This window comes from Methylobacterium sp. Leaf111 (assembly GCF_001423285.1).
In the GTDB taxonomy this organism is placed as follows: domain Bacteria; phylum Pseudomonadota; class Alphaproteobacteria; order Rhizobiales; family Beijerinckiaceae; genus Methylobacterium.
The window spans coordinates 19,480-46,417 of record NZ_LMNE01000011.1 but is presented as its reverse complement, the minus strand read 5'-3'; the positions used below and the strand labels follow the sequence as shown (position 1 = coordinate 46,417).

24 protein-coding genes and 1 pseudogene are annotated in these 26,938 nt (G+C 71.9%); 15 read left to right on the top strand and 10 right to left on the bottom strand.

Annotated elements, in window-relative coordinates:
• Positions 1–31: 31 nt before the first annotated feature.
• The 7 genes and pseudogenes from ASF41_RS09075 (at position 32) to ASF41_RS09050 (ending at position 9,906) form a co-directional block, all read left to right on the top strand.
• A complete protein-coding gene (locus tag ASF41_RS09075; protein ID WP_082504210.1) occupies positions 32–5,977 on the top strand; it encodes a DUF3320 domain-containing protein in 5,946 nt (1,981 codons plus the stop codon).
• 748 nt (positions 5,978–6,725) lie between these two features.
• Positions 6,726–7,417, top strand: a pseudogene (locus tag ASF41_RS26035) (sugar transferase); the annotation flags it as partial.
• 14 nt (positions 7,418–7,431) lie between these two features.
• A complete protein-coding gene (locus ASF41_RS26030; RefSeq protein WP_156653189.1) occupies positions 7,432–7,551 on the top strand; it encodes a sugar transferase in 120 nt (39 codons plus the stop codon).
• A 185-nt stretch (positions 7,552–7,736) separates the two neighbouring features.
• Positions 7,737–8,033: a hypothetical protein gene (locus tag ASF41_RS09065; RefSeq protein ID WP_056216578.1), complete on the top strand. Its 297-nt coding sequence runs from the start codon at positions 7,737–7,739 to the stop codon at positions 8,031–8,033.
• A gap of 921 nt (positions 8,034–8,954) precedes the next feature.
• Positions 8,955–9,248, top strand: a complete 294-nt coding sequence (locus ASF41_RS09060) for a hypothetical protein (RefSeq protein WP_056216580.1) — start codon at positions 8,955–8,957, stop codon at positions 9,246–9,248.
• 55 nt (positions 9,249–9,303) lie between these two features.
• Complete coding sequence (locus ASF41_RS09055; RefSeq protein WP_056216583.1) at positions 9,304–9,537, top strand: DUF2171 domain-containing protein; 234 nt, start codon at positions 9,304–9,306, stop codon at positions 9,535–9,537.
• Between the two features lie 78 nt (positions 9,538–9,615).
• On the top strand, positions 9,616–9,906 hold the full coding sequence (locus tag ASF41_RS09050) for a hypothetical protein (protein ID WP_056216586.1): 291 nt from the start codon (positions 9,616–9,618) through the stop codon (positions 9,904–9,906).
• 178 nt (positions 9,907–10,084) lie between these two features.
• On the opposite strand, the gene ASF41_RS09045 is transcribed toward ASF41_RS09050, so the two are convergent.
• From ASF41_RS09045 to ASF41_RS09035, 3 genes are read right to left on the bottom strand one after another with little or no spacing between them, the layout of a single operon-like run.
• Entirely contained in the window at positions 10,085–10,879 is a 795-nt protein-coding gene (locus tag ASF41_RS09045; protein ID WP_056492583.1) for an ABC transporter ATP-binding protein, read from the bottom strand.
• Between the two features lie 16 nt (positions 10,880–10,895).
• Positions 10,896–11,699, bottom strand: a complete 804-nt coding sequence (locus ASF41_RS09040; protein WP_056349457.1) for an ABC transporter permease — start codon at positions 11,697–11,699, stop codon at positions 10,896–10,898.
• An 8-nt stretch (positions 11,700–11,707) separates the two neighbouring features.
• Positions 11,708–12,700 (bottom strand): ABC transporter substrate-binding protein, encoded by a 993-nt coding sequence (locus ASF41_RS09035; RefSeq protein WP_082504201.1) that lies wholly within the window; start codon positions 12,698–12,700, stop codon positions 11,708–11,710.
• A gap of 114 nt (positions 12,701–12,814) precedes the next feature.
• On the opposite strand from ASF41_RS09035, the gene ASF41_RS09030 reads away from it, so the two are divergent.
• The 4 genes from ASF41_RS09030 to ASF41_RS09015 all read left to right on the top strand — a co-directional run bounded on the left by ASF41_RS09030 (position 12,815) and on the right by ASF41_RS09015 (position 17,537).
• Positions 12,815–13,753: a 3-hydroxyacyl-CoA dehydrogenase NAD-binding domain-containing protein gene (locus ASF41_RS09030; RefSeq protein WP_244479603.1), complete on the top strand. Its 939-nt coding sequence runs from the start codon at positions 12,815–12,817 to the stop codon at positions 13,751–13,753.
• Positions 13,754–13,814: 61 nt separating this feature from the next.
• Entirely contained in the window at positions 13,815–14,816 is a 1,002-nt protein-coding gene (locus ASF41_RS09025; protein WP_056492580.1) for an NAD(P)-dependent oxidoreductase, read from the top strand.
• A 44-nt stretch (positions 14,817–14,860) separates the two neighbouring features.
• Positions 14,861–15,796: a dihydrodipicolinate synthase family protein gene (locus tag ASF41_RS09020; RefSeq protein WP_056492577.1), complete on the top strand. Its 936-nt coding sequence runs from the start codon at positions 14,861–14,863 to the stop codon at positions 15,794–15,796.
• Between the two features lie 22 nt (positions 15,797–15,818).
• Entirely contained in the window at positions 15,819–17,537 is a 1,719-nt protein-coding gene (locus ASF41_RS09015; protein WP_056492574.1) for an IlvD/Edd family dehydratase, read from the top strand.
• An 11-nt stretch (positions 17,538–17,548) separates the two neighbouring features.
• Here ASF41_RS09015 and ASF41_RS09010 read toward each other — a convergent pair whose 3' ends face one another.
• Entirely contained in the window at positions 17,549–18,745 is a 1,197-nt protein-coding gene (locus ASF41_RS09010; RefSeq protein WP_056492570.1) for an MFS transporter, read from the bottom strand.
• 150 nt (positions 18,746–18,895) lie between these two features.
• Between ASF41_RS09010 and ASF41_RS09005 the strand changes: the two genes are divergently transcribed.
• Complete coding sequence (locus ASF41_RS09005) at positions 18,896–19,651, top strand: helix-turn-helix domain-containing protein (RefSeq protein ID WP_056492567.1); 756 nt, start codon at positions 18,896–18,898, stop codon at positions 19,649–19,651.
• Positions 19,652–19,762: 111 nt separating this feature from the next.
• On the opposite strand, the gene ASF41_RS09000 is transcribed toward ASF41_RS09005, so the two are convergent.
• On the bottom strand, positions 19,763–20,161 hold the full coding sequence (locus ASF41_RS09000) for a hypothetical protein (RefSeq protein ID WP_056216603.1): 399 nt from the start codon (positions 20,159–20,161) through the stop codon (positions 19,763–19,765).
• 441 nt (positions 20,162–20,602) lie between these two features.
• On the opposite strand from ASF41_RS09000, the gene ASF41_RS08995 reads away from it, so the two are divergent.
• Positions 20,603–21,403 carry a 2-keto-4-pentenoate hydratase gene (locus tag ASF41_RS08995; RefSeq protein ID WP_056349474.1) on the top strand — a complete coding sequence of 267 codons (801 nt, stop codon included), beginning with the start codon at positions 20,603–20,605 and terminating at the stop codon, positions 21,401–21,403.
• On the opposite strand, the gene ASF41_RS08990 is transcribed toward ASF41_RS08995, so the two are convergent.
• Positions 21,384–22,634, bottom strand: a complete 1,251-nt coding sequence (locus ASF41_RS08990; RefSeq protein WP_056492564.1) for a CaiB/BaiF CoA-transferase family protein — start codon at positions 22,632–22,634, stop codon at positions 21,384–21,386. The two genes, ASF41_RS08995 and ASF41_RS08990, sit on opposite strands and share 20 nt — an antisense overlap.
• 178 nt (positions 22,635–22,812) lie before the next feature.
• Here ASF41_RS08990 and ASF41_RS08985 point away from each other — a divergent pair, with 178 nt between their 5' ends.
• Positions 22,813–24,042 carry an acyl-CoA dehydrogenase gene (locus ASF41_RS08985; protein WP_056216610.1) on the top strand — a complete coding sequence of 410 codons (1,230 nt, stop codon included), beginning with the start codon at positions 22,813–22,815 and terminating at the stop codon, positions 24,040–24,042.
• A 103-nt stretch (positions 24,043–24,145) separates the two neighbouring features.
• Positions 24,146–24,799 carry a TetR/AcrR family transcriptional regulator gene (locus ASF41_RS08980; RefSeq protein ID WP_156389826.1) on the top strand — a complete coding sequence of 218 codons (654 nt, stop codon included), beginning with the start codon at positions 24,146–24,148 and terminating at the stop codon, positions 24,797–24,799.
• 7 nt (positions 24,800–24,806) lie between these two features.
• On the opposite strand, the gene ASF41_RS08975 is transcribed toward ASF41_RS08980, so the two are convergent.
• The 4 genes from ASF41_RS08975 to ASF41_RS08965 all read right to left on the bottom strand — a co-directional run bounded on the left by ASF41_RS08975 (position 24,807) and on the right by ASF41_RS08965 (position 26,930).
• Positions 24,807–26,000, bottom strand: a complete 1,194-nt coding sequence (locus ASF41_RS08975; RefSeq protein WP_056492561.1) for an MFS transporter — start codon at positions 25,998–26,000, stop codon at positions 24,807–24,809.
• A 69-nt stretch (positions 26,001–26,069) separates the two neighbouring features.
• Positions 26,070–26,282, bottom strand: a complete 213-nt coding sequence (locus ASF41_RS08970; protein WP_056271132.1) for a hypothetical protein — start codon at positions 26,280–26,282, stop codon at positions 26,070–26,072.
• The gene (locus ASF41_RS26440) at positions 26,282–26,413 is read right to left on the bottom strand and encodes a hypothetical protein (RefSeq protein ID WP_274533606.1); all 132 of its coding nucleotides are present in this window, start codon (positions 26,411–26,413) and stop codon (positions 26,282–26,284) included. Before ASF41_RS26440 ends, ASF41_RS08970 begins: the two co-directional genes overlap by 1 nt.
• 127 nt (positions 26,414–26,540) lie before the next feature.
• Positions 26,541–26,930, bottom strand: a complete 390-nt coding sequence (locus tag ASF41_RS08965; protein WP_056271135.1) for a hypothetical protein — start codon at positions 26,928–26,930, stop codon at positions 26,541–26,543.
• Positions 26,931–26,938: the final 8 nt, after the last annotated feature.

The following is a 26,938-nucleotide window of genomic DNA, read 5'->3' as shown; positions in this document are numbered from 1 at the left end:
ACCGTGGGCCTGCCGGCCGCGGGATCGCCGCATGAGCCGCGCGGCGGATGCGCCCGGCGCCGAGGCAGCGGTGCCGTCCGGTCTTCGCCCCGCATCCGGTCTTCGCCTCGCCTGCACCGCCACGGACCACGTCAGCCTCGCCTATTCGGCGAGCGCGATTCCGGTCATCCGGGAGATCGCGATCGCCAACGCCACGGAGGCCGATCTCGTCGACCTCCGGCTGCGCATCGAGAGCCGGCCACCGGTGGCGGGCCCACTGACGCTGCGCATCGACCGCGTGGCCGCGGGTTCGAATTATCGGGTCGAGACCCCGTCCCTGCCCCTCGATGCCGGCCTCCTCGCCGCCTGCACCGAGGTCGGCCGCCTCGCCCTGACGGTGATCCTGGAGGATGCGGAGGGCGAGCGGGGGCGGACGGTCGCCGAGATGCGCCTGCTGCCGCCGGCGCACTGGGGTGGCGCCCGGAGCGCGCCCCACCTCCTCGCCGCCTTCGTCCGACCCGACGATCCGGCCGTCGACGCCGTCCTGCGCACGGCCGCCAGGAAGCTCGGCGCGGCCGGCCGCGCGACCACGCTGGATGGCTACGGGCGCGGCGGCAAGGTCCGGGCCTGGGACCTCGCCGGGGCGATCTGGGCCGCCCTGGCCGACCATCGCCTCGCCTCCGTCCTCCCCCCGGCGCGCTTCGAGCAGGCCGGACAGACGGTGCGCGGTCCGGGCGAGGTGATCGAGGACCGGGTCGGGACCTGCCTCGACCTCTCCCTGCTCTACGCCGCCTGCCTGGAGCAGGCCGGCCTGAACCCGGTACTGGTACTGACCGTCGGCCACGCCTTCGTCGGCGTGTGGCTCCAGGACGAGGGCTTCGCGAGCGCGACGATCGACGACCGGCAGCACCTGCGCAAGCGGCGCGATCTGCAGGACCTGATCCTCGTCGACACGACGCTGCTGACGCAGGATCCACCGACGACCTTCCGGGCCGCGGTCGATCACGGCGCCGGGCTGGTGGAGGACGGCGCTCCGGCGGCCCTCGACATCGCCATCGACATCCGCGGCTGCCGCCGGCGCGGCATCCGCCCCATGGATCTCGGCGGCCGGGGCAGGGAGGCGGCCCCCGGTCCGGTCGAACCGCTGGACCAGCCCCTCTCGGAAGCCCCCGCCTTCGACGAGGCGGAGCGCCCGCGCCTCGACGCGGCGCCCGAGACGCCGGTCGGTCGCCTGGAGCGCTGGAAACGGAAGCTCCTTGACCTGTCGCTGCGCAACCAGCTCCTGAACTTCAAGCCCGGCAAGGGCGCCATCGCCCTCGCGGGCATCGATCCCGGCGCCCTGGAAGACGGCCTGGCGGCCGGGCACGCGTTCCGGCTGACGCCGGTCTCCGACGGGCCGGCCGGGTCCGAAGGCGCCCTGGCCCGGAACGAGATCCCCACCACCGCGACGGAGGCCGATCTCGACGGTCGCCTGCTCGATCTCTATCGCCTCGCCCGCAGCGGGTTCGAGGAGGGCGGGGCCAACATCCTGTTCCTGGCCATCGGGTTCCTGTCCTGGACCCGCAAGGCGGACGAGGCCGCCCACCGGGCGCCGCTGCTGCTGGTCCCGGTCACCCTCCGGCGTGCCAGCGTCCGCGCCGGCTTCCGCCTGGCGCTGCACGACGACGAGGTCCGCATCAACCCGACCCTGCTCGAGATGCTGCGCCAGGACTTCCGGCTGCGGATGCCGGATCTGGAGGGCGACCTGCCCCGCGACGCATCCGGCATCGACGTGGACGCGATCGTCCGGAGCGTCCGCGGCCACACGCGCGACCTGCGCGGCTGGGAGGTGGTGCCCGACATGGTGCTGGCGACCTTCTCCTTCACCAAGCACCTGATGTGGAAGGATCTCGTCGACCAAGGCGACCGCCTCACGCGCAACCCGGTGGTGCGCCACCTCATCGAGACGCCCAAGCACGCCTACGGCGACGGGACGCCCTTCCCCGATCCGTCGCAACTCGATCGGGACCATCCGCCCGAGACGGTCTTCGCACCTCTCTCGGCGGATTCCTCGCAGCTCTCCGCCGTCCTGGCGGCCGCCGGCGGCAAGGACTTCGTCCTGTTCGGGCCGCCCGGCACCGGGAAGAGCCAGACCATCGCCAACATGATCGCCCAGTGCCTGGCGCAGGGACGCACGGTGCTGTTCGTCTCGCAGAAGACGGCCGCCCTCGAGGTGGTGCAGCGGCGCCTGCAGGAGGTCGGTCTCGGCGATTCCTGCCTGGAGGTGCATGCCACCAAGGCCCAGAAATCGGCGGTGCTCGGGCAGTTGCGCCGGGCGTGGCACGCGCGCGCCGCGCCTGCGCAGACAGAATGGCCGGGCGCCACGCGCACCCTCGCGAGCCTGCGCGCCGAGCTGAACGGCCTCGTGCAGGCCCTGCATCGGCGGCGGGAGAACGGGCTCACGGCCTACGAGGCCTTCGGACGCGTGATCGCGGCGGGCCCTGACGCGGAGAGCCTCGTCCTTGCCTGGCCCGACCACCGGGCCCACGAACCGGACACCCTCGTGGCCCTGCGGGCGGCCTGCCGGGACTTGCGCCCCGTCCTGGCCTCGGTGGGTCCCCTGGCCGACCATCCGCTGCAAGGTATCGTCGCCACCGAATGGTCGCCGGTCTGGCGCGACGGCCTGGGCGCGGGGATCGCCGCCGTCATCGAGTCCCTGACGGCCCTGCGCGCGAGCGGACAGGCCTTCGCCGCGGCGATCGGGCTCCCGGGCCTGCCGGCGACCGAGGCGGGGATCCGCGGCCTCCTGGATCTCGGCAGCGCGCTGATCCGTCCCGAGGCCGCCTGCGGAGGCGCCTTCCTGGCGGATGCCGCCGGCGACCTGCGCCGGGCGGTGGCCGCGCGCGACCGCTTCCAGGCGACCCGGGCCGCACTCCGCGGCCGGCTCACCGGCGCGTACCGGCCCGGCCTCCTCGACCAGGACCTGCCCGGACTCCTCGCCGAGTGGGTCGCGGCGCGCGGCGCGAACTTCCTCGTCCGGGGCGGGCGCCTGAGGAAGGTCCTGCTGCAGGTTCAGCCCTATGCGGAGGGCGCATTGCCGGAGGATCTCGGGCCGGACCTCGCCGGCCTGATCGAACTCGCCCGGCACGGGCAGGCCGGCCGGCCCGAGGAGGCGGCCCTCGCCCGGCTGGGCCCGCCCTGGAGCGACCCGGAGGGGCCCGCCGCCGACTTCGCGCCGGCCATCGCCTGGGCCGAGACGGTGGCGCGGCTCCTGCCCCGCCTCGGGCCGTCGAGTCTCGGCCCCGAGCGCCTGCGCGACCACGTCGTCCGGCTTGTCACCCATCCGTCCCAGGGCTGGGAGGCGGGTGGCTCCCGTGCGGAGGCCTACGCCGCCTTCGCGCACGATCACGCCCGGACGCTCGACGCGACGACGGCGTTGGCCCGCCGAGCCGGGCGGGGCGATTCCGAGACGCCGCCGGCCGCGGAGGCGGACTGGATCGGCGCCGGCCTCGCCCGCGCCCGGCGCTGGGCCGCCGGGCTCGGACGCGCCCAGGGCTGGTGTGCCTGGCAGGGCGCGGCCCAGGCGGCGCGCGGCCTTGGCCTCGGCCCCTTGATCGAGGCCCTGGAGGCGGGCCGGATCAACCCCGACGCCGCCGAGGCGGCGTTCGAGATCGCCTATGCCCGCTGGTGGATCGACCGCGTCGTCGGCGACGACCCGGTCCTGCGGGGCTTCTTGCCGGAGCGCCACGAGGACGCGATCGCCCGGTTCCGCGCCGCGGATGCCCGGGTCGGCGACCTCGCCCGGCACGTCGTCCGCGCCCGCCTGGGGAGCGGTATCCCGGGTCCGACGACCTTCGGAAACGACCCCGAATGGGGCACGCTCTCGCACGAACTGACCAAGAAGCGGGCACAGATGCCCCTGCGCAAGCTGTTCGGCACGATGCCGAACGCCCTCGCGCGGCTCACCCCCTGCGTGATGATGAGCCCGCTGTCGATCGCCCAGTACCTGCCCCCCGATGGGACGCCGTTCGACATCGTCATCTTCGACGAGGCCTCGCAGATCGCCCCCTGGGACGCCATCGGGGCGATGGCGCGAGGCCGGCAGGTGGTCGTCGTCGGCGATCCCGAGCAGCTTCCGCCGACCAGCGTCGGCGACCGCGCCGGCGACGACACCGAGGACGGTGGCGACATCGCGGACCAGGAATCGATCCTTGATGCGTGCCTCGCGGCCAACCTCCCGCGGCGGGCCCTCGACTGGCATTACCGCAGCCGCCACGAGAGCCTGATCGCCTTCTCGAACGCCCGTTACTACGGCGGCCGCCTCGTCACGTTTCCCTCGCCGGTGACCCAGGACCGGGCGGTGCGCCTGACCTTCGTGCCGGACGGCGTCTACGAGCGTGGAGCCGGCCGCGTGAACCGGCCCGAGGCCCGCGCCGTCGTCGCCGACATCGTGCGCCGCCTGCGCGATCCGGATTTCGCGCGGGCGCGGCGCTCCCTCGGCATCGTCACCTTCAACGGCGAGCAGCAGCGGCTGATCGAGAACCTGCTCGACGCGCAACGGCGATCCGATCCGGAGCTGGAGCCGTACTTCGATCGCGACCGCTGGCACGAGCCCGTCTTCGTGAAGAACCTCGAGACCGTGCAGGGCGACGAGCGCGACGTCATCCTGTTCTCGGTCGCGGTCGGCCCCGACCCGGGCGGCCGAACGGTGAGCACGGTGTCCTCCCTCAACAAGGAGGGCGGCCATCGCCGCCTGAACGTCGCCATCACGCGGGCCAGGCAGGAGCTCGTGGTCTTCGCCTCGATCCGGCCCGAGCAGATCGACCTCGGCCGCACCCGGACCCGCGGGGTGCGCGACTTCAAGCACTTCCTCGAATTCGCCGACCGCGGGGCGCGGGCGCTCGCCGAGGCCTTCGCGCCCACCGGCGGAGAGGTCGAGTCGCCGTTCGAGGCCGCCGTCATGGCGGCGCTGCGGGCCAAGGGCTGGACCGTGCACGCGCAGATCGGCGTCTCGGGCTTCCGGATCGATCTCGGCATCGTCCACCCCGACGCGCCGGGGCGCTACCTCGCCGGCATCGAGTGCGACGGCGCCACCTATCATCGGTCCGCGACGGCCCGCGACCGCGACCGTCTGCGCGAGCATGTGCTGACCGATCTCGGCTGGCGCATCCGGCGGGTCTGGAGCACCGCCTGGTGGAGCGACGCAGCCGGCGCACTCGCGCAGCTCGACCGGCGCCTGCGGGAGGACCTGGAGGCCGACCGCCTCGATGCCGTCGAAGCCACGGCGGAGAGCGATCCGATCGCGGCACCCGTGCCCGACGCCCCGATCCTGACGGACCCTGCGGATTACACGACCGCTGCGGCGACGACGGGTGCTCCGAGCCCGACTCCCGTTCCGGAGGCGGACGACGCGATGCCGACCCACCGGCTCGACGCCGGGCTTCCCCCCACGCCTGGGCCGCCGCCGATTCCCACGGTGGCGCGCGATCCGACGTACCGTCTCGCGGACCCGGCCGATCTCGGCCTCGCCCTGGAGCCCACGCGCTTCCATGACGCCGCCTACCGCCCGATCCTGGCGGCCCTGGTGGCGCACGTGCTCACCGTGGAGGGGCCGATCTACGAGGACGTGCTGCTCCGGCGCGTGGCCCGCGCCCACGGCCTGCAGCGGGTGGGCCCCCTCATCCGCGAGACGATCCTCGAACAGGTCCCCGCCTCGGTGGCCCGCAGCGACGATGACGGTCGCGCCGTCCTGTGGCCACCCCACGACGAACCGCGGGCGCGGCATCCCTACCGGGTGGCGCCCGCCGGCCTGCGCAGCCATGCGGACACGCCAATGCCGGAACTCGTCGGTCTCGCCGAATCGGTGGCGCAGGGCACGTCCGAGGTCGAGCGCGCGCGACTGATGGCCCAGGTGGTCGGTCTGTCGCGAGTGGAGGCGGCGACACGGGTCCGGTTCGCGCGCGCATGCGAACGCGCCGCGGCGGCGGGCGCGCGCCGTGGCGGGCCGTCCGGAACCTGACGGGGCGGCCGCCGCGAACGCCATCGGCCTGGCCTGGCCCGCGCCGTTCACGAAGATCGCGGCTCAGGTCCCTGCACCGGGAGCTCGGGGCCTCGGGCGTGCGCATCCTGCCGAATCGGCAGGCGCGGAGGCGGCCGAACGGGGGCGTCAGCCGGAGCGCCGCCCGACGACCGGAGGAATCACCCCAGACCCTGCGCCAGGATCAGGACATCGCGCCCGCACACGCTCGAAACGCGACTCCATCAATGTTCGATTTCCGTCCACATGTCCCGGCGACAGATTGTGGGCGTGGATCAAACCTCTTGCTGCTCCGATGTCCCGTGGTTTATGTCGCATCGCAACAAAAGGACCCTGCCGCGATCCGAAAGCATGTTCCTTTCTGCTATGAAGCAACAGCCGAATTGAGCCTGACCTGCGATCCTATATTTAGCTAACTTCGCTTTATGACCCCGAGACAACCGTTAATTGTCGCTCGAACAGCAATGCCGAAGGGTGAGCAACGCCGGTCGCCGCGGAGAAAACGTCGATTGTCCGGCTCGCGAATAATTGGCTTGGTTTCTGCTTCATTAGGAGAGATAGACGTGCACCGGATCGAAATGGGACGGATTTGTCCCGTTTCGCTTCAGCGCCACGGGCTGATGGGAATCGATGTCTGCTTATTCTGAGGGCACTGTCACGATGGACACCACTTCTGCTCGGAAGGGCCTTCCCGTNGTTTCGCTTCAGCGCCACGGGCTGATGGGAATCGATGTCTGCTTATTCTGAGGGCACTGTCACGATGGACACCACTTCTGCTCGGAAGGGCCTTCCCGTCGGCACCACCACGACCGCGCTGACCCCATCCCATCCCGGCCTTGCCCRTCCCAGCCTCGCCCGTCCCAGCCTGGCGGCCCTCCGCCCCGCCCTGGACCAGACCCTGGCCGCCCTGGCCCTGTTCCTGGTCGCCCCGCTSCTGGTCCTGGTCGCCCTCCTGGTGCGCCTCGACAGCAAGGGCCCGGTCCTGTTCCGCCAGACCCGYACYGGCAAGGACGGGCACCCGTTCCAGATCTACAAGTTCCGCACCATGCGCGTGCTGGATGACGGGGCGGTCGTGCACCAGGCCACCCGGGGCGACGCCCGGGTGACCCGCGTCGGCGCCCTGCTGCGCCGGACCAGCATCGACGAGYTGCCCCAGCTCCTCAACGTGCTGCAGGGCGACATGGCCCTGGTCGGCCCGCGCCCCCATGCCCTGGCCCACGACCTCTACTACGGCGCCGAGATCCCGACCTACCGCCACCGCTTCGCCGTCAAGCCCGGCATCACAGGCTGGGCCCAGATCAACGGTTCGCGCGGGCCCACCCCCACCCTGGCCGACATGCAGCGCCGCGCCGCCCTCGACCTCTGGTACATCGAGAACCAGAGCCTGCGCCTCGACCTCCAGATCCTCCTGCGCACCGTCCTNCACCCTGGCCGACATGCAGCGCCGCGCCGCCCTCGACCTCTGGTACATCGAGAACCAGAGCCTGCGCCTCGACCTCCAGATCCTCCTGCGCACCGTCCTCGCCGAAATCACCCGCCGCACCAACGCCTTCTGAACAGAGCCGCACGCCCGACCTCGCGCGTGGCCTGACGGGGCCTCGACTGCGCCGAACGAGCAGCGACGGGACGGGACGGGACAGCCGAAGCATCCTCCCGGGGCCGCCCTTCACCAAGCCGATGCGCTTGCGATAGGCTGATGGGTGGCCGATTCACCACCCGCCTTCACGCAGAGCGACGTCCGATGCACGGTTCCAACACTTTCGACGCCTGGATCGAATCCCTCCGGGGTTCGATCCAGAGGAACATCCATGGGGTCCGCCTGGCCGCCGCCGTGGAAATGAGCAAGCCGCGCACCCGCGGCACCGGCTATGCGCTCTTCGCCCTGGGCATCGCACTCGGCGTCCTGATCGCGTTCCTGCTCCAGCTCCTGGCCGTTCTGGTCATGATCGCGCTGGGATTTGCCCTCGGCTACGCTGCTCGGTCCTACGTCTCGAAGCGCCGCAAGGACCGCTTCCTGCAGGAGCGGCTGATGCGCTGAGGCAAAGCGGAGGGGCCGTCCCCCTGCGTGACGCTCATGCGAAGCGCCGCCCGGCGCGGGATTCTTCTCGCACGGGTCGTAACGTGGGTGAATGCCGCCCCCCGGCGCGCCGGTCATAGTCGAAGGGCTGGCCGCGTCCCCCCGATGGCCAGTGTGGCCCCGCTGCGCGTTCCCCCCAATCGACCGCGGGTGGGGCCACCCCTGGGGAGAGGTCCGTCGGAACGCGATCTGCGGCCGGGGCTGCCCGCGGGGGCGCTGCCCCCCGACTCGGGCCTCGGCGCGTGTCCTCAGAGCGGGCGCGAAGCGCGCATGCGGGCCAGTTCCATCGCGGCCAGCGCCATGGGGATGCCGATGAGGAGGAGGGCGAAGAGGAGGGCCATGCGTCACCGTCCGGATGCGTCGGGTTGAGGCAGGCTGTCCGGGCACGCAGGGAGCCCGAGGCGAGACCCTGCCCGAGGGATCAGCATCAACGCCGCATCCGGCGCGAGGGTTTCGCGGTTCCGCGAACGCGCGACTCCGACGGGCATGCCCGCCAGGATCCGGTGCGCGTACATCCGGCGTCACCCGATCCGGCGGCATGGCCGTCGCCGGTCTGGCGCCCCAAGGGCGCCACCGGCTTGAGCACACCCTGACGCATCATGGTTAAGGATCGATGAAGGGCCCGGCGTGACGCGGCGCCAGAGGCCGCTGAGCCCGACCGTCGCTCGGTGCCGCACCCCATCTGGGGGGCATGGCCGGCCGGTCCGCAAAAAACGCGCGCCGCCCGGTTGCCCCTGGGCCTGCCCGTGGAGGACCTGGCCTTCCTGGCGGAGGTCGAGGGTCCGATGATCCGGGCCCTAGAGCAGGGAGCCGCCACTTCAAGAATGTCGCCGCCGCGCAAGCTTTGCTATTCGCCCGTCCACAGGAACGGGACGGGGACGAATGACGGCAGAAATCGACACGCGGGTCGGCAGCGCCCGGACCGAGGAAACCCGGGCCGACAAGGCTCGGGCCCTGCGGCTCCGGCGGCTCTGGCGGAGTCACGACACCACGCTGCAATCCAGCGGCCTCGCCCTCGGGCGACCGATCCTGACCACGAAACCCGCGACCGCCCGGCCGGATGCCTCCGAAATCCCGGCACGCGGCCTCACCGCCCGCGAACTCATCAACATGGCGCGCGCCGCGCGGCGCGACCGGGCCTGCCCGGCCGGCCTCGGGTCCTGCACCCCGTCCTGAGGGCCGGAACACCGCCTCGCCGCTCCCGTTGACGTGGCAACAGGGAGTGATGCCGATGGTCGATGTCTCGCAGATCCAGGAACATGCCGACGTGGTCGGCTCGGACGGCGCCCATGTCGGCACCGTCGATCACGTCGATAAAGGCGAGATCAAGCTGACGAAGACGGACGCGGAGGCGGGGGGCCTCCACCATTTCATTCCGGTGGACTTCGTCCAGTCCGTCGAGGGCAACACCGTGCGCCTCGACCGGCCGGCCGACGAGGTCAAGCGGGAATGGTCGACCTCCTGATCGCCCGACCTGCCTGTGCTCAGTCCGTCGGCGACCGGGTCCGCGCATCCGCCCCACCGGCCGGAAGGAAAAGAACGCATGGCTGACGTCATCACGGGCGATTTCGGCACGAGCCGGGAGGCCCTCGCAGGCCTGGAGCGCGTCTTCGGGGAAGCGGCGGGCCTGCGCGTCGGCCTGCGCCGCATCGAGGCCCCCCACGGCGACGAGCTTCAGGTCACGGTCGGGGCGCAGGCCCTGTCGGTGCCCCGCCCCGTGGCCGTCGTCCTGGCCAATGCCGCCGGCGAGGACGAGGCGGACCGCATCGGCAAGGCCGTCCTCGAGGCACTCCAGTTGTCCGAGGGCCTGCGCAAAGGGCCCTTTTCTGAATAAGCGACCGTTCTGGCCAGGCGCCACCGATCATGGGACGCTTTTGATCTTGCCAGCCGGCGCCCGAACCGCTTTCATTCCCGGGCTGCCCGTGCTGGTCCTCGGGTGATTGGCAACAACCTTCAGCGCCCGCGGCCCACCGGCCTGCGGGCGTTTCTTCTGTCCGGTCGAAGGGCTGCGCTCAATCCACGGCCGCGCCATGCAGCTCCGCGCGGGTGAAGCGCTGCTGCTCGGCCATCACCAGCCCGGCAAGCTCGCGCTTGAGGGCGTTGAACTCGCCCGAGGCCGTGTCGCGCGGGCGCGGAATTTCGACCGTGATGTCGCGCTTGATGCGGCCCGGCCGGTAGGTCATCACCAGGATGCGGTCGGCGAGGTAGATCGCCTCCTCGATCGAGTGGGTGACGAAGACCACCGTCTTGCGGGACTCGGCCCAGATCCGCAGGAGCTCGTCCTGCAGGGTGCGGCGGGTCAGGGCGTCCAGCGCACCGAAGGGCTCGTCCATCAGCATCACGGGCGGGTCCAGCGCCAGGATGCGCGCGATGGCCACGCGCTGGCGCATGCCGCCGGACAGGTCCTTCGGGTAGCGCTTGCGGAAATCCGAGAGGCCGAGGGTGGCCACGATGCGGTCCACCGTCACCGTGGCGTCGGCCCGCGGCACGCCCTGGATGTCGAGACCGAAGCGGACGTTGTCCTCCACGTTCATCCAGGGGAACAAAGCGTATTCCTGGAAGACCATGCCCCGGTCCGGCCCCGGCTCCGTCACCGGGCGCCCGCCCATGCGGATCTGCCCGGCGCTGAGGGGCGTGAAGCCCGCCACCGCGTTGAGCAGGGTGGACTTGCCGCAGCCGGACGGCCCGAGCAGGCAGAGGAACTGCCCCTCCGGCACCGTCGCGGTGATGTCGTCCAGCGCCGGCACGGCGCCGGCGCCCGCCCCGAACACCTTGCTGGCGTGGGCGATCTCGATGTGCGCCGACATGGTGAGGCGTCCCGGTTCAGCGTTCAAGGCCGCGATGCCAGCGCAGGAGGTGGTCGTTGAGGCGCGACATCGCCCCGTCGATGATGAGGCCGAGGATGCCGATGGTGAGCATGCCGCCGATGATCTTGTCCGACCACATGTACTCGCGCGCCTCGAGGATGCGGTAGCCGAGCCCGTCCGAGACCGCGATCATCTCGGCGACGATGACCACGATGAAGGCAGTGCCGATTCCGATGCGCATGCCCGCGAGCACGAAGGGGCTCGCCGCCGGCAGGATCACCCGGCGAAACATCGTCCAGGGCTTCGCCCCGAGGTTGCGGGCCGCGCGGATGTAGATCGAATCCACCTGCCGCACCCCCGCGATGGTGTTGACCAGCACGGGGAAGAAGGTGCCCAGCGCGATCAGGAACAGGGCCGGCGGATTGCCGAGGCCGAACCACACGATGGCGAGGGGAATGTAGGCGATGGGCGGGATCGGCCGCAGGATCTGGAGAAGCGGGTTGAACAGCGCGTAGAGCCGATCGCTGGTCCCGAGGACGAGGCCGACCGGCACCGCGAGCCCGGCCCCGACGCAGAACCCCATGATCACGCGGCCGAGGCTCGCCACCGCGTCGTGCGGCATCTCGCCGGAGAGCATCCAGCGCCAGTGGCTCTCGATCGCCGGGTCGTAGGGCAGGCCGGGCAGGAGGCCGTGATACCATTTCACCGCCACCGCGCTCGGCGGCGGCAGCACGATGGGGGAGAACACGCCGGCCCGGCTGAGGATCTCCCACAGGACGAGGAGGACGAGGGGGACGATGGCGCCGCGAAGCCGGTTCATGCTGCGGTTCAGTTCGTCTTGAGCTCGGCCTTGGCCTTGTCGAGGAGGTCGGTCTTCACCCACTCGGCATCGGATTTCGGCGGGTTCACCATCTTACCGAGGCCGTACTTCATCATGTAGTCGGTCGTCGTCTGCATGTGCCCGGCCGGGACGTCGTAGGTGTACTTCGCGTTGGCCATGCCGTCGCGAAAATCCTGGCTCGAGAGCTGGCCCTTGAACACGGTCTCGCGGACGTACTTCTCGGCCAGCGCCGGATCGTCGATGAAGGCCTTGGTGGCGGCCACGAACAGCTTCAGGACCTTGGCGGCGACCTCGGGCCGCTCGTTGTACATCTTCTCGGTCATCACCAGCGGGCGCACCGGCACGCCGATGGGGGTGTCGTAGGGCTTGACCACCTCGGTGGCGTAGCCGGCGCTGATGGCCTGGGTCGATTGCGGCTCGCTCTGGCAGATCACGTCGACGTATTTCTGCGACAGCGCCTGGTTCAGGTCGGCGTAGTTGTTGAAGTAGATCAGCTGCACGTCCTTGCCGGCGCGCTCGGACCAGGTCATCCCGTGCTTGTCGAGCTCGGCCAGAAGCATCAGGTCCTGGGTGCCGCCCCGGACGGTGGCGACCTTGAGACCCTTGACGTCCCTCAAGGTCTTGACGGTGTCGAGGTCGGGCCGGCGCAGGATACGCACGCCGCCATTGGCGAAGCCCGCCACCACGTAGAGCTTCACGCCGTTGCCGCGCGCGGCCACCGCACCGTCGGCGCCCGAGGCCGAGATGTCGATCTGGTCCACCGCCATGGCGGGATAGATGTCGGCGCCCTTGGCGAAGACCTTCTCGTCGATCTTCAGACCGTATTTCGGCGCGATCTCCTTCATGTAGGAGATGGCGCCGTAATGGGCGAATTTCAGGTTGCCGAGGCGCACCACGTCCTCGGCCCGGGCGCTGCCGAGGGCCCCCAGGGTCGCGAGAACGAGCAGGGCTGCGCGCGCGGTCGCATGACGCTTGAACATCGGCTTCCTCCGGTCGCGGGTCGTGTCGCCCGCTTCGTCCGCCGCGAAAACGGTCGGTACGGGCTTGAATAAGCGTATTCTGGATTCGAAAGTAAACCCGCCCGGGAGAGAGTTTTGACGGCCATCGAAGCGGATGAAATCGAACGGGTCACCGTGCTGGGCTGCGGCACCCTGGGCGCCAGTTGGGCGGCCCTGTTCCTCGCCCACGGCCTCGACGTGGCGGCCTACGACCCGGCGCCCGGCTTCGCGGCGGCGGCCCTCCGGGCTGTGGAGGCGGCGCGGGCGCAGCTGTCCGAGCTCGGCCTGAACGGGCAGGGCACGCTGCGCTTCCACGACCGTCTGGAGGACGCGCTCGCGGACACGGATTTCGTGCAGGAGAACGCGCCGGAGAACGAGGCGGTGAAGCGCGCGCTGCTCTTGGAGGTCGATCGCCGGCTGCCCCCGTCGATCCTCGTCGCCTCGAGCACTTCGGCGATGCTGCGCAGCGCCCTCGTGGCCGATTGCGCCCGGCCGGAGCGGATCCTGGTGGCCCACCCGTTCCACCCGCCCCATCTCGTGCCCCTGGTGGAGATCGTGGCGGGCGACCCCGCCACGGCGGCCCGGGCCGCCGCCTTCTACGCCCGGCTCGGGCGCCGTCCGTTGGTGCTCACCCGCGAGATGCCGGGCCATATCGCCAACCGCCTCGCCTCGGCCCTCTACCGGGAAGCCGTCAACCTCGTGGCCGAAGGGGTGGCGAGCGTCGCCGACATCGACGCCGCCCTGTGCAACGGCCCCGGCCTGCGCTGGGCCGCGATGGGGCCGCACATGACCTATCATCTCGGGGGCGGGGCGGGCGGCATCCGGCACTATCTCGACCATCTCGGGCCGAGCCAGGTCCGGCGCTGGGCCAGCCTCGGGACCCCGGAGCTCACCGAGGACGTGAAGGACCGGATCGTGGCCGGGATCGCGGCGGAGGCCGCCGGCCGCTCGCTCGCGGTCCTGGCGGAGCGCCGCGACCGTGCCCTCATCGAGATCCTCAAGGCCCGCATCGAGGTGGCGGGACAGGACCCCTGAGCCACCGCAGGCCGCCCGATCCCGGATCGGCCCCGCCCGCATTCCCGAAGGCAGACAGAGCGTGAGCGCATCCCGGCCCGAACGATCGCCAGACCTCCGCCCCCTGGTGGTCCTGACCAATCCCATCCATCCGGAGGCCGTCGCCCGGCTCACGGGCGAGGCCCGGGTGGTCACCGCCGCGGACACCCGGCCCGAGACCCTGCGCGCCCTGGCGGCCGAAGCGGCGGGCCTGATCGTGCGGGCGCAATTGCCCGACGACATCCTCGACCACGCGCCCCTCCTGCGCGGCATCGTCCGCCACGGCGTCGGACTCGACTTCGTGCCCCTGGCGGCGGCGACCGCCCGCGGCATCCCGGTGGCCAACCTGCCCGGCAGCAACACCCAGGCGGTGGCCGAGTACGTCTTCGCGGCCCTGTTCCACCTGCGCCGCCAGCTCGGGCCCCTGGACCGGACCCTGCGCGAGGCCGGCTGGCTCCCGGCGAAATCCCGGGCGAGCGATCTCGGCGAGATCGGCGGGACGACCCTGGGCATCCTCGGCACCGGCGAGATCGGCCGCCGGGTCGCCGCCATCGCCCGCCACGGCTTCGGCCTGCGGGTGCTCGGCCATTCCCGAAGCCCGCACACCGCCGGCGGGCTGATCGAGCCGGTGGACCGGGAGACGCTGTTCTCGGATAGCGACGCCGTCGTCGTCGCCTGCCCGCTGACCCCGGAGACGCGCGGGCTCGTCGATGCGGCGCTGATCGGCCGGATGCGGCCGGGCGCGGTGCTGATCAACGTGGCGCGGGGGCCCATCGTGCGGTCCGACGCCCTGGCGGCGGCCCTGCGGGCGGGCGCCATCGCGGGCGCCGCCCTCGACGTGTTCGAGACCCAGCCGTTGCCCGTGGACCACCCCTACCTCGCCTGCCCGAACCTGCTCCTGACGCCGCACGTGGCCGGCACCAGCGCCAACAGCCTGCGGGTGATGGGCCTCGGCGCCGTCGAGGCGATGCTGTGCATCCTGCGCGGCCAGCCGCCGCGCAACCTCGTCAATCCGGTAGTGCCGGCAGCGCCGGCGGTCCGCTGACCCTTCCGTTCCTCGCCCCCCACCGCCCCCCCAAGGAAGACACCATGGCTCTCACCAGCGCGATCAAGGGGGTGATCCCGATCGCCCCGACGCCCTTCCACCCCGATGGCCGGGTCGACGAGACCTCCCTCGACCGGATGTCCGAGTTCTTCCTCGGCGCGGGCATCGACGGCCTGACCATCCTGGGCCAGCTCGGCGAGGCGCCCAAGCTCGACCATGCCGAGGCGGTGGCCATCGCCCGGCGGGTCATCGGGCGCGTGGACGTGCCGGTCCTCGTGGGCGTCTCGGCCCCGGGCTTCGCGGCCATGCGGTCGCTCGCCCGGGAGGTGATGGAGCTCGGCGCCGCCGGCGTCATGATCGGGCCGCCCAACACCCTGCGCACCGACGACCAGGTGGTGGCCTACTACCGCAACGCGGCCGAGGCGATCGGCCCCGACGTGCCCTTCGTGATCCAGGACTACCCGCTCACCTTCTCGGTGGTGATGACGCCCGCCGTCATCCGCCGGATCGTCACCGAGAACCCGTCCTGCGTCATGCTCAAGCACGAGGACTGGCCGGGCCTCGACAAGATCACCGCCCTGCGCGGCTTCGAGCAGGACGGCTCGATGCGCCACATCGCGATCCTCACGGGCAACGGCGGCCTGTTCCTCGATTTCGAGATGGAGCGCGGCGCGGACGGGGCCAACACCGGCTACGCCTTCCCGGAGATGCTCGTCGACGTCGTGCGCCTGTCGCGGGCCGGCGAACGCGACGCGGCCCACGACCTTTTCGACGCGCACCTGCCGTATCTGCGATACGAGCAGCAACAGGGTCCCCTGGGCCTGGCCGTGCGCAAGTACGTCTTCCAGAAGCGCGGGATCTTCGCCTCGGACGCCCAGCGCAAGCCGGCCGCGAGCCTGTCGGCGCAAGGGCGGGCGGAGGTCGACTATCTCCTGGCGCGCATCGCCCGCGTCGATCCGCGTGCGCGCGTGGCCCCCTGACACCCGGAACCGGACGCGCATCATGAGCAAAGGTCTGCGCAAGGGCCTCACCAGCTACGGCGACGCGGGCTTCTCCCTGTTCCTGCGCAAGGCCTTCATCAAGGCGGCGGGCTACTCGGACGACGCCCTCGACCGGCCGATCGTCGGCATCACCAACACGGCGAGCGACTACAACCCGTGCCACGGCAACGCCCCGGCCCTGATCGAGGCGGCCAAGCGCGGCGTGATGCTCGCCGGCGGCCTGCCCATGGTATTCCCGACGATCTCGATCCACGAGAGCTTCGCGCATCCGACCTCGATGTTCCTGCGCAACCTCATGGCGATGGACACCGAGGAGATGCTGCGGGCCCAGCCGATGGACGCCGTCCTCGTCATCGGCGGCTGCGACAAGACCCTGCCGGCGCAGATCATGGCGGCGGCGAGCGTCGACCTACCCACCGTGGTCATCCCCGTCGGTCCCATGGTGGTGGGCCATCACAAGGGCGAGATCCTGGGCGCCTGCACCGATTGCCGCCGGCTCTGGAGCGCGCACCGCGCCGGCGAGATCGACGAAGATGAGATCGAGCGCGTCAACGGCCGCCTCGCCCCCTCGGTGGGCACCTGCATGGTGATGGGCACCGCCAGCACCATGGCCTGCGTGACGGAGGCGCTCGGCCTGTCGCTGCCGATGAGCGCCACGGTGCCGGCCCCCCATGCCGAGCGCATCCGCATCGCCGAGGCGAGCGGTCGCCGTGCCGCCGAGATGGCGGTTTCGGGCGGTCCGCGGCCGAGCGAACTCCTGACGCCGGCCGCCTTCCGCAACGCCCAGATCGTCCTGCAGGCGATCGGTGGATCGACCAACGGCCTGATCCACCTGACCGCCATCGCCAACCGGACGCCGCACGGGATCGACCTCGATGCCTTCGACGCCCTCGGGCGCGCCGTGCCCGTGCTCGTCGACCTGAAGCCCTCCGGCCAGCACTACATGGAGCATTTCCACCATGCCGGCGGCGTGCCGGCCCTGCTCCGGAACCTCGGAGCCCTGATCGACCTCGACGCCGCCACGGTCGCGGGCGGCACCCTGCGGGACGTGGTGGCGGCGGCCGAAGCGGTGCCGGGCCAGACCGTGATCCGCTCCGCCGACGATCCGATTAAGCCGGTCGGCGCCATGGCGGTGCTGCACGGCAACCTCGCCCCGCGCGGCGCCCTGATCAAGCACAGCGCCGCGAGCCCGGCCCTGCTCCAGCACACCGGCCGGGCGGTGGTGTTCGGCTCCATCGCCGAAATGACCACCCGGATCGACGACCCCGACCTCGATGTCGGGCCGGACGACGTCCTCGTGCTCCAGAACGGCGGCCCGAAGGGCGCGCCCGGCATGCCGGAGGCGGGCTATCTGCCGATCCCGAAGAAGATCCTGGCGCGCGGGATCAAGGACATGGTGCGCATCTCCGACGCCCGCATGAGCGGGACGGCCTTCGGTACCATCGTGCTCCACATCACGCCGGAATCCGCCGTCGGCGGTCCCCTCGGGCTCGTCCGGACCGGCGACCGCATCCGCCTCGACACCGCCGGCCGGCGCATCGACGTCCTCGTGGACGACGCGGTCCTGGAGGCCCGCCGCACCGCCCTCGGCCCGACGCAACGACCGGACTGGGCGCGGCGCGGCTACGCGCACCTGTTCTACGGATCGGTGCTGCAGGCGGACGAGGGCTGCGACTTCGATTTCCTGCGCGCCGAGCCCCCGCCGGACGGCGAGGGCTAGGGCCGCCATCGTCAGGCCGCGGGGGCGACCGCGGGGGATGCCGGCTGCCGCGTGAGGACGAAGAAGCCGAGGGCGGCGGCGGCGATGACGGCGCCGAACGCCGCCGCGATTCCCAGCACGAGGCCGAAGCCGCCCCGGTCGTGCAGGAGGCCGATCAACGGCACCACGAACCCGCTGACGGTGAAGCCGAGGAAGTAGCGCACGCTGTAGGCCCGGGCGCGGTAGAGCGGGGGCACGTAGCGGGCCACCATCGCGTCGTTGATCACGACCTGTCCGTAGAGCGCCGCCATCGTCAGCACGAGGCCGGCCATGAGCGGCACGCCCGTGCTCGCCGCCGCGAGGCCGAGGCCGAGGGGCTGCAGGATGGACAGGCCGAGGAAGAGGACCGGCAGGCTGTAGCGATCGATGAGGCGGCCCATCAGCAGTTGGGTCAGGGCACCGAAGGCGAAGACGAGGGTGGCCACCGATCCGATCAGGAACAGGGGCAGTCCGGCGCCGACGCGCTCGTCGACCACCTTGGGCAGGGCGATCGTGGTGATGTTGAAGGTCATCCCGCCCGCCACGACCGCGAAGGCGAACACGCAGAGGAGCGGGATCGGGCGCGCGACCGGGAGGACGGGCTTGCCCCCGGCCCGGCCCTGCGATCCGGCGCCGTCGCCCGGCACGAGGGCCAGGAACGCCGTCCCGCAGGCGAGGCAGACCAGGCCCGGCACCACGAAGGCCGCCTGCCAGCCGAACGCCGTGGCGAGGAGCGCCGTCACGCCCGAGGCGGTTGCGGCCCCGAGATTGCCCCAGACGCCGTTCACGCCGAGGTCGCGCCCCAGGCGCCGGGCATGGCTCACCAGCATGGTGGAGCCGACCGGGTGATAGATCGCGGAGGCGAGCCCGAGCATGCAGAGCCACACCAGGAACGCCGTCGGACTGCCCGCGCTCGCCACGCCGAGGCAGGACAGGCCGTAGCCGAAGAAGAAGATCGCCAGCAGGGTGCGACGCCCGAACCGGTCGGCGAGCCAGCCCATCGGCAGGGCGCAGAGCCCGAAGGCCACGAAGGCGCCGGTGGCGAGCGGGATCAGTTCGCCGTAGCTCCGGCCCGTCTGCGCCGCGATCGCGATCACCGCGGTGGGGTAGATCAGCAGGACGAAGTGGTCGAGGGCATGCGCCACGTTGACGAAGCGCAGGGTCCGGCGGGACAGGGTCTCGGCGTCCATCGGTCGGTCCTCTCCTCCGGCAAGCATCCGCGTCGGCTGCGCCTCGTGCTCAGACACCGGCAGCCTTCCGCAGGGACTTGCCTCCCGTTTACCTGACCCGTTGAATGGCGTCGGGCCGAAGGCGTACGCGATCGGGCCAGGGAGACGCCGATGCGTTCGATCCGGGCGGAGGATTACCAGGCTGTCCCGCGCGCGGTCGCGGTGATGCCCAAGACCTTCGCGGCCGGCAGCGGCACGGACCGGCACCACCATCCGCGAGCCCAGCTTCTCTACGCCACCGCCGGCCTGATGATGGCGACGGCCGAGGACGGGACCTGGGTCGTGCCGGAAGGACATGCCCTGTGGATTCCGCCAGGCCTTCCGCACGCCGTCGTCATGCACGGGGATGTGGCGATGTGCTCGGCCTATCTCGCGCGGGAGGCGATCGCCGGCTTTCCGAGCCGGGCCCGGGTCATCGAGGTCTCGGCCCTCCTCGCCGCCGCGCTGGCCGCCCTGACGAACGAGCCGGTGCTCTACGACGAGGCCGGCCGGGGTGGGCACCTGGCAGCCCTCATCCTCGACGAGATCGGACGCGCCCCGGAGACACGCCTGACCCTGCCCCTGCCGCGCGATGCCCGGCTCCGGCGAGTCTGCCTCGGAGTGATCGACGATCCGGCCGGAGCGCTCGATCTCGATGCCTGGGCCGCGCGGGCGGGTCTGAGCCGCCGGACCCTGACGCGGGGATTCCACCGGCAGACGGGGCTCACCTTCGGGCAATGGCGGGCCAGGGCCCGGGTCGTGCGAGCCCTGGCCCTGGCGGCCGATGGGTGGGCGCCGCGCCAGGTCGCCGCCTCGGTCGGCTACCGCAGCCTCCAGGCCTTGCGGGACCGGACGGCGGCCCTGGTCGGGAGCGCGCGGGACACCTGACGGGATCTCCCGTCCCGGAGGCGGCGTCCGGTCCCGCCCGCGAAGCGCACGAAAACGCCCGCCCGGGCGAGACCGGGCGGGCGTCCTGATGGTGCCGTTGGCGTCAGGCGATCAGCAATCGTCGCCCTTCTTGCCGATCTCCTGGTTGGCGCCGGCATTGTTCATGGCGCCCACCGTCCCGGGCGAGGCCGGCTGCTGGCCGCCCGCGAGGTTCTTGCTGGACGTGCCGACACCGCCGCCCTGGTCGTTCTTGCCCTCCGAACCGGGCTTGTCGCCGACCATCTGGTTGGCGCCCACGTTGTTCATCGCGCCGACCGTTCCGGGGGAGGCGGGCTGCTGGCCGCCCGCGAGGTTCTTGCTGCCCTGGTCGGCCGTCGAGCTCTTGTCGTTCATGGTCTGCTGACCCGGGCTGGTGCCCTTCGTCGAGCCGGTGTTGCAGGGCGCGGCGAGCGCGGTCCCGGCCGTGATCGCGAAAATGGCAGCGGCGCCGGCAATCGTCGAGAATTTCACGTGGCGTTCCTCCGGAGATGTTATCGAGAAGTATAATTCTGTGCCCTGGGATCGGTTCCCCGACCGGATGGATCGTCCGGCAATAGAAATTGCCAACATATCTCTGCCCGCCCGTGTGAGATCGCCCGAACTCCGGCGCCGACCGCCCCAGATCCTGTCGGCGGTGCCGCTCTATGTTCGCAGCCAAGATCCTTTCGCAGCCAAGATCGTTCGACCGGCGGCTCGGCCGACGCGCCTGTCGAGGCCCCCCGCGGAGCCGCCCCTCCGTTCTGTCTCCACCGATCGATCCTGTTTTCGGGACCGGAGCGGTGCCGGCGGCGCGGCGCCCCCCCGGATGAGGCGGGGAGCCGGGCCAGCCCGATCCGGCGGAATCGCCCACCGGCCGACGCAAAGATCCGCTAGAGCCTGGGCATCCGGCCCGACGCCGCGAAGAGGTCCGCCATGTCAGAATTCCTGCCCGAAGCCGTGCTGAAAGCCTACGATCCCCAGCCCGCCGCGGACCTGCTGCTGGCGGCCTATCGCGCGGGGCGGCAGCTCGGCGAACTGCCCGAGGCCGTCCGTCCGCGCACGATGTCCGAGGGCTACGACGTCCAGGACCGGCTCGTGGCGGCGCTCGGCGCAGAATTCGCCGGCTGGAAGCTCGCCATCGGCAGCCACAAGGGCAAGCGCAGCTCGGGGGTCGGCCGCTCCATCGCCGGGCGGGTACTGCGGGACCGGCTCCATGGCGACGGGGCCGAACTCCGGATGCCCCATGCCGGGGCGGTGACGATCGAGTTCGAGATCGCCTACGGGATCGCCCGCGACATCGCCCCCGACGCCCCTGTGGTTCCGGCGGCCGAGGTCGTCGGCGAAACCCGCGCGGCGTTCGAGCTCGTGCTGTCCCGCTACGTCGATCGGCGTGCCGTCGGCTGGCCGAGCTTCGCGGCCGACAATTCGGCCTTCCAGGCCCTGGTGCTCGGCCCCGTGCTGGCCACGGGAGACCTCGCCGAAGTGGCGCGCGGCCTCGTGGTCGAGGTCGACGGCGTGGAGCGGGTGCGGGCCGTGACGGGGGAGGACGAGACCGATCCCCTGGCCGCGCTCACGGACCTGATGGCCGTGGCGCGCGAGCGCGGCACGACGATCCCGGCCGGCAGCCTCGTCTCCACCGGCACGCTCTCGGTGCCCTTCGACCTGACCGGCCCGGGCCGGATCACGGCCCGGTTCCTCGGCCAGAGCCTCGGGTTCACCCTCCTGCCGGTTTGACCGGGTCGCCCGAGGGGCGCTCGGCCTCCGCCGCGCGCCGCGCCGCGCAGTCCGCCCGGATCTCGGCGCTCGACGCTCCGAGGGCCGGCGGCATTCGGCGGACGGGCAGGCGCTCCCCGTCGAGGCGGTAGGGCGGGGCGAGGACGTAGGCGGTGGGATCGGCGTCGCCGCCCTGGGGCAGCACGAGGTTGCCGGCCCGGGCCCGGTCGGAGGTCAGGGCCTCGTGCAGGCCCAGCACCTCGCCGCAGGGGATGCCGGCCGCGTCCAGCCGGGCGATGAGATCGGCACGGGTCCAGCGGGCGAGCTCGGCCTCGATCGCCGGCAGGAACTGCGCGCGGTTGCGGGAGCGCTCCAGGTTCGTGGCGAAGCGCGGGTCCGCGGCGAGGTCCGGCCGCTCCAGGATTCCCTCGCAGAGGCGGCGATACTGCCCGTTGTTGCCCACCGCCAGCACGATGGGTCCGTCGCCGGCCTGGAACACGCCGTAGGGGGCGATCGACGGATGGGCGTTGCCGGCGCGGGCGGGGTCGTGCCCGCGCACCATCGCCTCCAGGCCGCAATAGGCGGTGAGCGCCAGGCCGCAATCGAACAGGGCGAGTTCGATGTGGCGTCCGCGCCCGGTGCGCTCGCGCTCGAACAGGGCGGCGAGCACCCCCTGGGCCGCGTATTGCCCGGTGAAGAGATCGACCGCCGCGAGGCCGAACTTCAGGGGCGGGCGGCCGGCCTCGCCGTTCAGCGCCATCAGGCCGGCCTCGCCCTGGACCACGATGTCGTAGCCGGGCCGCGTCGCCTCAGGCCCATCCGAGGCGTAGCCGGAGATCGAACAGTAGATCAGGCGCGGGTTCTCGGCGCTCAAGGTCGTGTAGCCGAGGCCGAGGCGGTCGGCGCCGCCGGTCTTGAAGTTCTGCACCACCACGTCGCAGGTGCGGGCGAGGTCGCGCGCCACGGCGAGGCCCTCCGGGGTGGCGAGGTCGAGGGTGATCGAGCGCTTGTTGCGGTTGGCGGCGTCGAAGTACGAGGTGTTGGTGGCCCCCGTGCGCAGGCCCCAGTCGCGGGTGTCGTCGCCGCGCTCCGGGTGCTCGACCTTGATCACCTCGGCGCCGAGGTCGCCGAGGCACATGGCGCTCCAGGGCCCGGCGAGCACGCGCGAGAGGTCGAGCACGCGGATGCCGTCGAGCGGCAGGGGCCGCGCAGGGGAGCGGGAGCCGTCGTCGCGCGCCGTCGTCTCGGCCATGGTCGGTTCTCCCTCTCGTGCGGGCGGCATCCGTTCCGGCATCCGGAGCGCCGCTTCAAGCCGCGCCTGTCTATCAGGTTTCGGTCCCGATCCCGGAACCGATTCCGGGCCGGACAGGTGGCCTCTCCGACGGAGCCTGTTAGGGTCGCGAAAACACAGAAACCCGAGGAACCGCCCCATGAACGCCCCGACGCGCCCGCCCGGCTCCGCCGCGCCCACCGCCCCCGCCTCGGCGAGCTTTGCCTGGGACGATCCCTTCCTCCTCGACGACCAGCTCAGCGACGACGAGCGCGCCATCCACGAGGCCGCCCGGGCCTTCGCGCAGGAGGAACTCCTGCCCGGCATCGTCGAGGCCTACGCGCAGGAGACCAGCAACCCGGAGCTGTTCCGGAGGATGGGCGAGCGCGGGCTCCTCGGCGTCACCCTGCCGGAGGCCTATGGCGGCGCCGGCGCGACTTACGTCGCCTACGGCCTCGTGGCCCGTGCCGTCGAGGCGGTGGATTCCGGCTACCGCTCGATGATGAGCGTGCAATCCTCCCTCGTGATGTACCCGATCCACGCCTACGGCTCGGAGGCGCAGCGCCAGAAATTCCTGCCCAAGCTCGCCTCGGGGGCGTGGATCGGCTGCTTCGGCCTGACCGAGCCCGATGCCGGCTCGGACCCGGCCGGCATGACGACGAAGGCCGTGAAGACCGACGGGGGCTACCGCCTGTCGGGGGCCAAGACGTGGATCTCGAACGCGCCCTTCGCCGACGTCTTCGTGGTCTGGGCCAAGTCCGAGGCGCATGAGGGCGCGATCCGGGGCTTCATCCTGGAGAAGGGCATGCCGGGTCTCTCCGCGCCCACCCTGAAGGGCAAGCTCTCGTTGCGCGCCTCCACCACGGGCGAGATCGTGATGGAGGACGTCGAGGTCGGCGAGGACGCGCTCCTGCCCAACGTCTCGGGCCTGAAGGGGCCGTTCGGTTGCCTGAACCGGGCCCGCTACGGCATCGCCTGGGGCGCCATGGGGGCGGCGGAGGATTGCTGGCACCGGGCCCGGTCCTACACCCTGGAGCGCAAGCAGTTCGGCCGACCGCTGGCCCAGACCCAGCTCGTGCAGAAGAAGCTCGCCGACATGCAGACCGAGATCGCCCTCGGGTTCCAGGCCGCCCTGCGCGTCGGGCGCCTGTTCGACGCGGGCCGGATGGCGCCCGAGATGATCTCGCTGATCAAGCGCAACAACTGCGGCAAGGCGCTCGACATCGCCCGGGTCGCCCGGGACATGCACGGCGGCAACGGCATCATGGGCGAGTACCACGTGATGCGTCACGCCCAGAACCTCGAGACGGTCAACACCTATGAGGGCACGCACGACGTCCATGCGCTGATCCTCGGCCGGGCGCAGACGGGCCTGCAGGCGTTCTTCTGACGGAGCGGGTCGGGACGCCGCGGGTCCACATCCGCATCACGCCGCGTCCCTGGTCTTCCCCGGAGAGGACTGGCATCGTTTCCCCGGGGGAGGACACCGCGCCGTGGCTCAGAGGGACGTGATGCCGTCGCCACCCCGGCGCCTCGGTCGCCCGCCGCGCGGGACCGAGGGCGACGTGCTGCTGCGCGTCCTCGACGCCGCCCGGGTCGTGTTCCTCACCGAGGGCTTCGAGGCGGCGAGCATCGATGCCATCGCGGGCTCGGCCGGCCTCTCGAAGAAGACGATCTACGCGCGCTTCGCCTCGAAGGTCGATCTGTTCGAGGCCGTGTGCGTGCGGTTCATCGAGGAGAACGTGCCCTCCATCGAGAAGGTGGCGGCGGAAGCCGGATCGGTGGAGGAGCGCCTCCACCGCATCGCCCTGGCGATCCTCGAGACCGTGGTGACGCCGGACTGCATCGCGTTCCGGCGGGTGATGGTGGCCGAGGCCGGACGCTTCCCGGAATTCGCCCGGGCCCTCCACGATTTCGGACTGGCGCGGGTGGTGCCCCTGGTGGAGCGCTGCCTGGAGGACGGCGTACGCTCCGGTGCGATCGCGGTGGACGATGTCCGGCACGCGGCCGATGCCTTCCTGGGCCTGACCATCCGGGGTTTCGTCGACCGGACGGAGCTGGGCCTGGAGCGGCCGGGCATGACCCACGTCAAGCGCGCGACGCTGAAGCGCTCGCTCGACTTCTTCCTGCGGGCGTGCCGGCCCTGACCCGGGTTCAGACGGCCTGCGGGGCGGGGCGCCGGAGGCCGGCCGCCAGGGGCAGCGCGCCCGCGCAGAGCGCCGCCATGCTCCAGAACGCATCCGCCCCGAACCGCCCGTAGAGCCACCCGGACAGGCCGGTCAGGACGGTGTTCGCGAGCCCGAGGCCGAGGGTCGCGTAGAGGGTCTGGGCGGTGGCGGCGCCACGGGCGGGTACGAGGTCGGCGAGGAGGCGCATGTTGGCCAGGTGCAGCAGCGCGAAGGTGAAGCCGTGCAGGGCCTGGCCGATCGCCAGCATCGGCACCGCCACCGTGGTCGCCAGGATCGCCCAGCGCAGGATCCCGGCGCCGGCCGCCAGCATCGCCGCCCCGGCGGTGCCGAGGCGCTCCAGCAGCCAGGAGCCGCACAGGACGAACACCACGACCTCCGAGAGCACGGCCAGGGACCAGAGCAGGCTGACGGTGCCGGGGCCGAGGCCCGCCGCCCGCCAGCGGATCACCGCGAAGGCCTCGTGCAGGGCGTGGCTGCCGATGACGAGGGCCGCCACCAGGAGCACCCGCCGGAAGAGCGGCACCGCGAGCAGGGCGCGCAGGGTGGTGCGGGTGGGCGCTTCCGGAGCCGGGGAGCTCGGGTGTCCGGTCCGCGGGGCCGCGGGCACCCCGCGGACGGCGAGGGCGGTGAGCAGGAACAGCAGCCCGCTCGAGACCAGGATGCTGGGCAGGCCGGCCCAGGCGACGGCCTGCCCGGACACCAGGGTCGCCAGGATGAAGGCGGCCGAACCGGCGCCTCGGACCCACCCATACGCGAAGGTCCTCTCCCGCTCCATCGCCGCGAGGGTGAGGGCATCGGACAGGGGCGCGAGGGCCGCGAGGGCGAGGGCCTGCGCAAGGCCCAGGACGAGGAGCGCGGGGAAGCCGTGCCCCAGGAGGGTGGCGAAGGCCAGGAGCCCGGCGGCGGCGGATCCGGCGGCGAGGACAGCCCGGGTGGCGTCGAGGCGATCCGCGATCCGCCCCGCCACCGGTCCGGCCACGAGGCGCATCAGCGTCCCGCCTGCGAGCACAATGCCGATCTCGGAGGCGTCGAGCCCGCGGTCGCCGAGGAAGCTCGGCAGGAACGGCGAGACCATCCCGTAGGCGGCGTAGAGGCTGCCCTGCAGGAAGACGAAGGCCGGGAAGGCGCCGAGGCCGGACCGGGCAGGGGGAGCGTGCATCCGTCCAGCCTCCCTTACCCACTCCGGGTCTCAGACGCCGCGTCCGGTTCCTCAGGGTGCCTTGATCCCTCAGGGTGCCTTGGCGGGCGGGAAGGCGGTGCCGGGGCAGTTGGCGGCCAGTCCCGTCTCGCCGATGCGGTCGGGCGCGCAGGCGGGGATGGCCGGACGTCCGCCATTCTCGATGCGCGCCTCCTGCAGGCGATCGTACTTCCAGAACCCGAGGCCGATCACCACCAGGATGGCGAGGAGGGCGGCGCCCGCCAGGGGCAACCAGCGCGGCATCAGCGGGCGCTCGCGCCGGCTTCCGGCACCGGCTGGGTGTGGGCGGTGTCGCCGTGCTTGACGAAGGTGAACAGGATCACCCCCGCCAGGAGAGCGACGGCGGCGATGAAGACGGGGAACAGGCGACGCATCGGGAGGAGACCACTTTGGTAGGACGACCCGTCGGAATCGCGCCGGCGGGTGTGGGTAACGCGCGGGCCGGGCCCGGGGTCGCAGGGCAGGGCATCACAAATTCGGCGAAGCGCGGCGGGGCGCCCGTCAGGCCGGGGTCGCGACCCGCTGGCCGGCCTCGCCGTAGCCGAGCCGCGCCCCCTCGCGGTTGACGATCCCGAAGCGCAGGGTCGCCTCCTCGAGATAGTCGATGGCCGCCACGAGGGCGCTTCGCGCCGGCTCCACGGCCTCGGGCTCGTCGTCGGGCGGCGTCTCGGCGAAGTTGACGGCGGCGATGAGCACCCGGTCGCGCTCGTCCTCGATCCGGCGGTCGCGCTCGACGCGGCCCCGGATGTCGGCGTCGAAGGCCGCCACCACGGCGAAGGGGAAGTCGTCGCGGCGCGATCCCCGCGGATAGGCCAGGGTCAGGCGACGGGCGAGGTCGGCCGCACGCCGGACCTGATCCGCGAGCTTGGCCTCAGTAAACTTGCCGTCCATGGGACTCT

Bases quoted from the DNA above. Each gene is read 5' to 3' on its own strand.
- ASF41_RS09075 (WP_082504210.1), top strand. From the start codon at position 32: ATGAGCCGCGCGGCGGATGCGCCCGGCGCCGAGGCAGCGGTGCCGTCC.
- ASF41_RS26030 (WP_156653189.1), top strand. From the start codon at position 7,432: ATGCAGCGCCGCGCCGCCCTCGACCTCTGGTACATCGAGAACCAGAGC.
- ASF41_RS09065 (WP_056216578.1), top strand. From the start codon at position 7,737: ATGCACGGTTCCAACACTTTCGACGCCTGGATCGAATCCCTCCGGGGT.
- ASF41_RS09060 (WP_056216580.1), top strand. From the start codon at position 8,955: ATGACGGCAGAAATCGACACGCGGGTCGGCAGCGCCCGGACCGAGGAA.
- ASF41_RS09055 (WP_056216583.1), top strand. From the start codon at position 9,304: ATGGTCGATGTCTCGCAGATCCAGGAACATGCCGACGTGGTCGGCTCG.
- ASF41_RS09050 (WP_056216586.1), top strand. From the start codon at position 9,616: ATGGCTGACGTCATCACGGGCGATTTCGGCACGAGCCGGGAGGCCCTC.
- ASF41_RS09045 (WP_056492583.1), bottom strand. From the start codon at position 10,879: ATGTCGGCGCACATCGAGATCGCCCACGCCAGCAAGGTGTTCGGGGCG.
- ASF41_RS09040 (WP_056349457.1), bottom strand. From the start codon at position 11,699: ATGAACCGGCTTCGCGGCGCCATCGTCCCCCTCGTCCTCCTCGTCCTG.
- ASF41_RS09035 (WP_082504201.1), bottom strand. From the start codon at position 12,700: ATGTTCAAGCGTCATGCGACCGCGCGCGCAGCCCTGCTCGTTCTCGCG.
- ASF41_RS09020 (WP_056492577.1), top strand. From the start codon at position 14,861: ATGGCTCTCACCAGCGCGATCAAGGGGGTGATCCCGATCGCCCCGACG.
- ASF41_RS09015 (WP_056492574.1), top strand. From the start codon at position 15,819: ATGAGCAAAGGTCTGCGCAAGGGCCTCACCAGCTACGGCGACGCGGGC.
- ASF41_RS09010 (WP_056492570.1), bottom strand. From the start codon at position 18,745: ATGGACGCCGAGACCCTGTCCCGCCGGACCCTGCGCTTCGTCAACGTG.
- ASF41_RS09005 (WP_056492567.1), top strand. From the start codon at position 18,896: ATGCGTTCGATCCGGGCGGAGGATTACCAGGCTGTCCCGCGCGCGGTC.
- ASF41_RS08995 (WP_056349474.1), top strand. From the start codon at position 20,603: ATGTCAGAATTCCTGCCCGAAGCCGTGCTGAAAGCCTACGATCCCCAG.
- ASF41_RS08990 (WP_056492564.1), bottom strand. From the start codon at position 22,634: ATGGCCGAGACGACGGCGCGCGACGACGGCTCCCGCTCCCCTGCGCGG.
- ASF41_RS08985 (WP_056216610.1), top strand. From the start codon at position 22,813: ATGAACGCCCCGACGCGCCCGCCCGGCTCCGCCGCGCCCACCGCCCCC.
- ASF41_RS08975 (WP_056492561.1), bottom strand. From the start codon at position 26,000: ATGCACGCTCCCCCTGCCCGGTCCGGCCTCGGCGCCTTCCCGGCCTTC.
- ASF41_RS08970 (WP_056271132.1), bottom strand. From the start codon at position 26,282: ATGCCGCGCTGGTTGCCCCTGGCGGGCGCCGCCCTCCTCGCCATCCTG.
- ASF41_RS26440 (WP_274533606.1), bottom strand. From the start codon at position 26,413: ATGCGTCGCCTGTTCCCCGTCTTCATCGCCGCCGTCGCTCTCCTGGCG.
- ASF41_RS08965 (WP_056271135.1), bottom strand. From the start codon at position 26,930: ATGGACGGCAAGTTTACTGAGGCCAAGCTCGCGGATCAGGTCCGGCGT.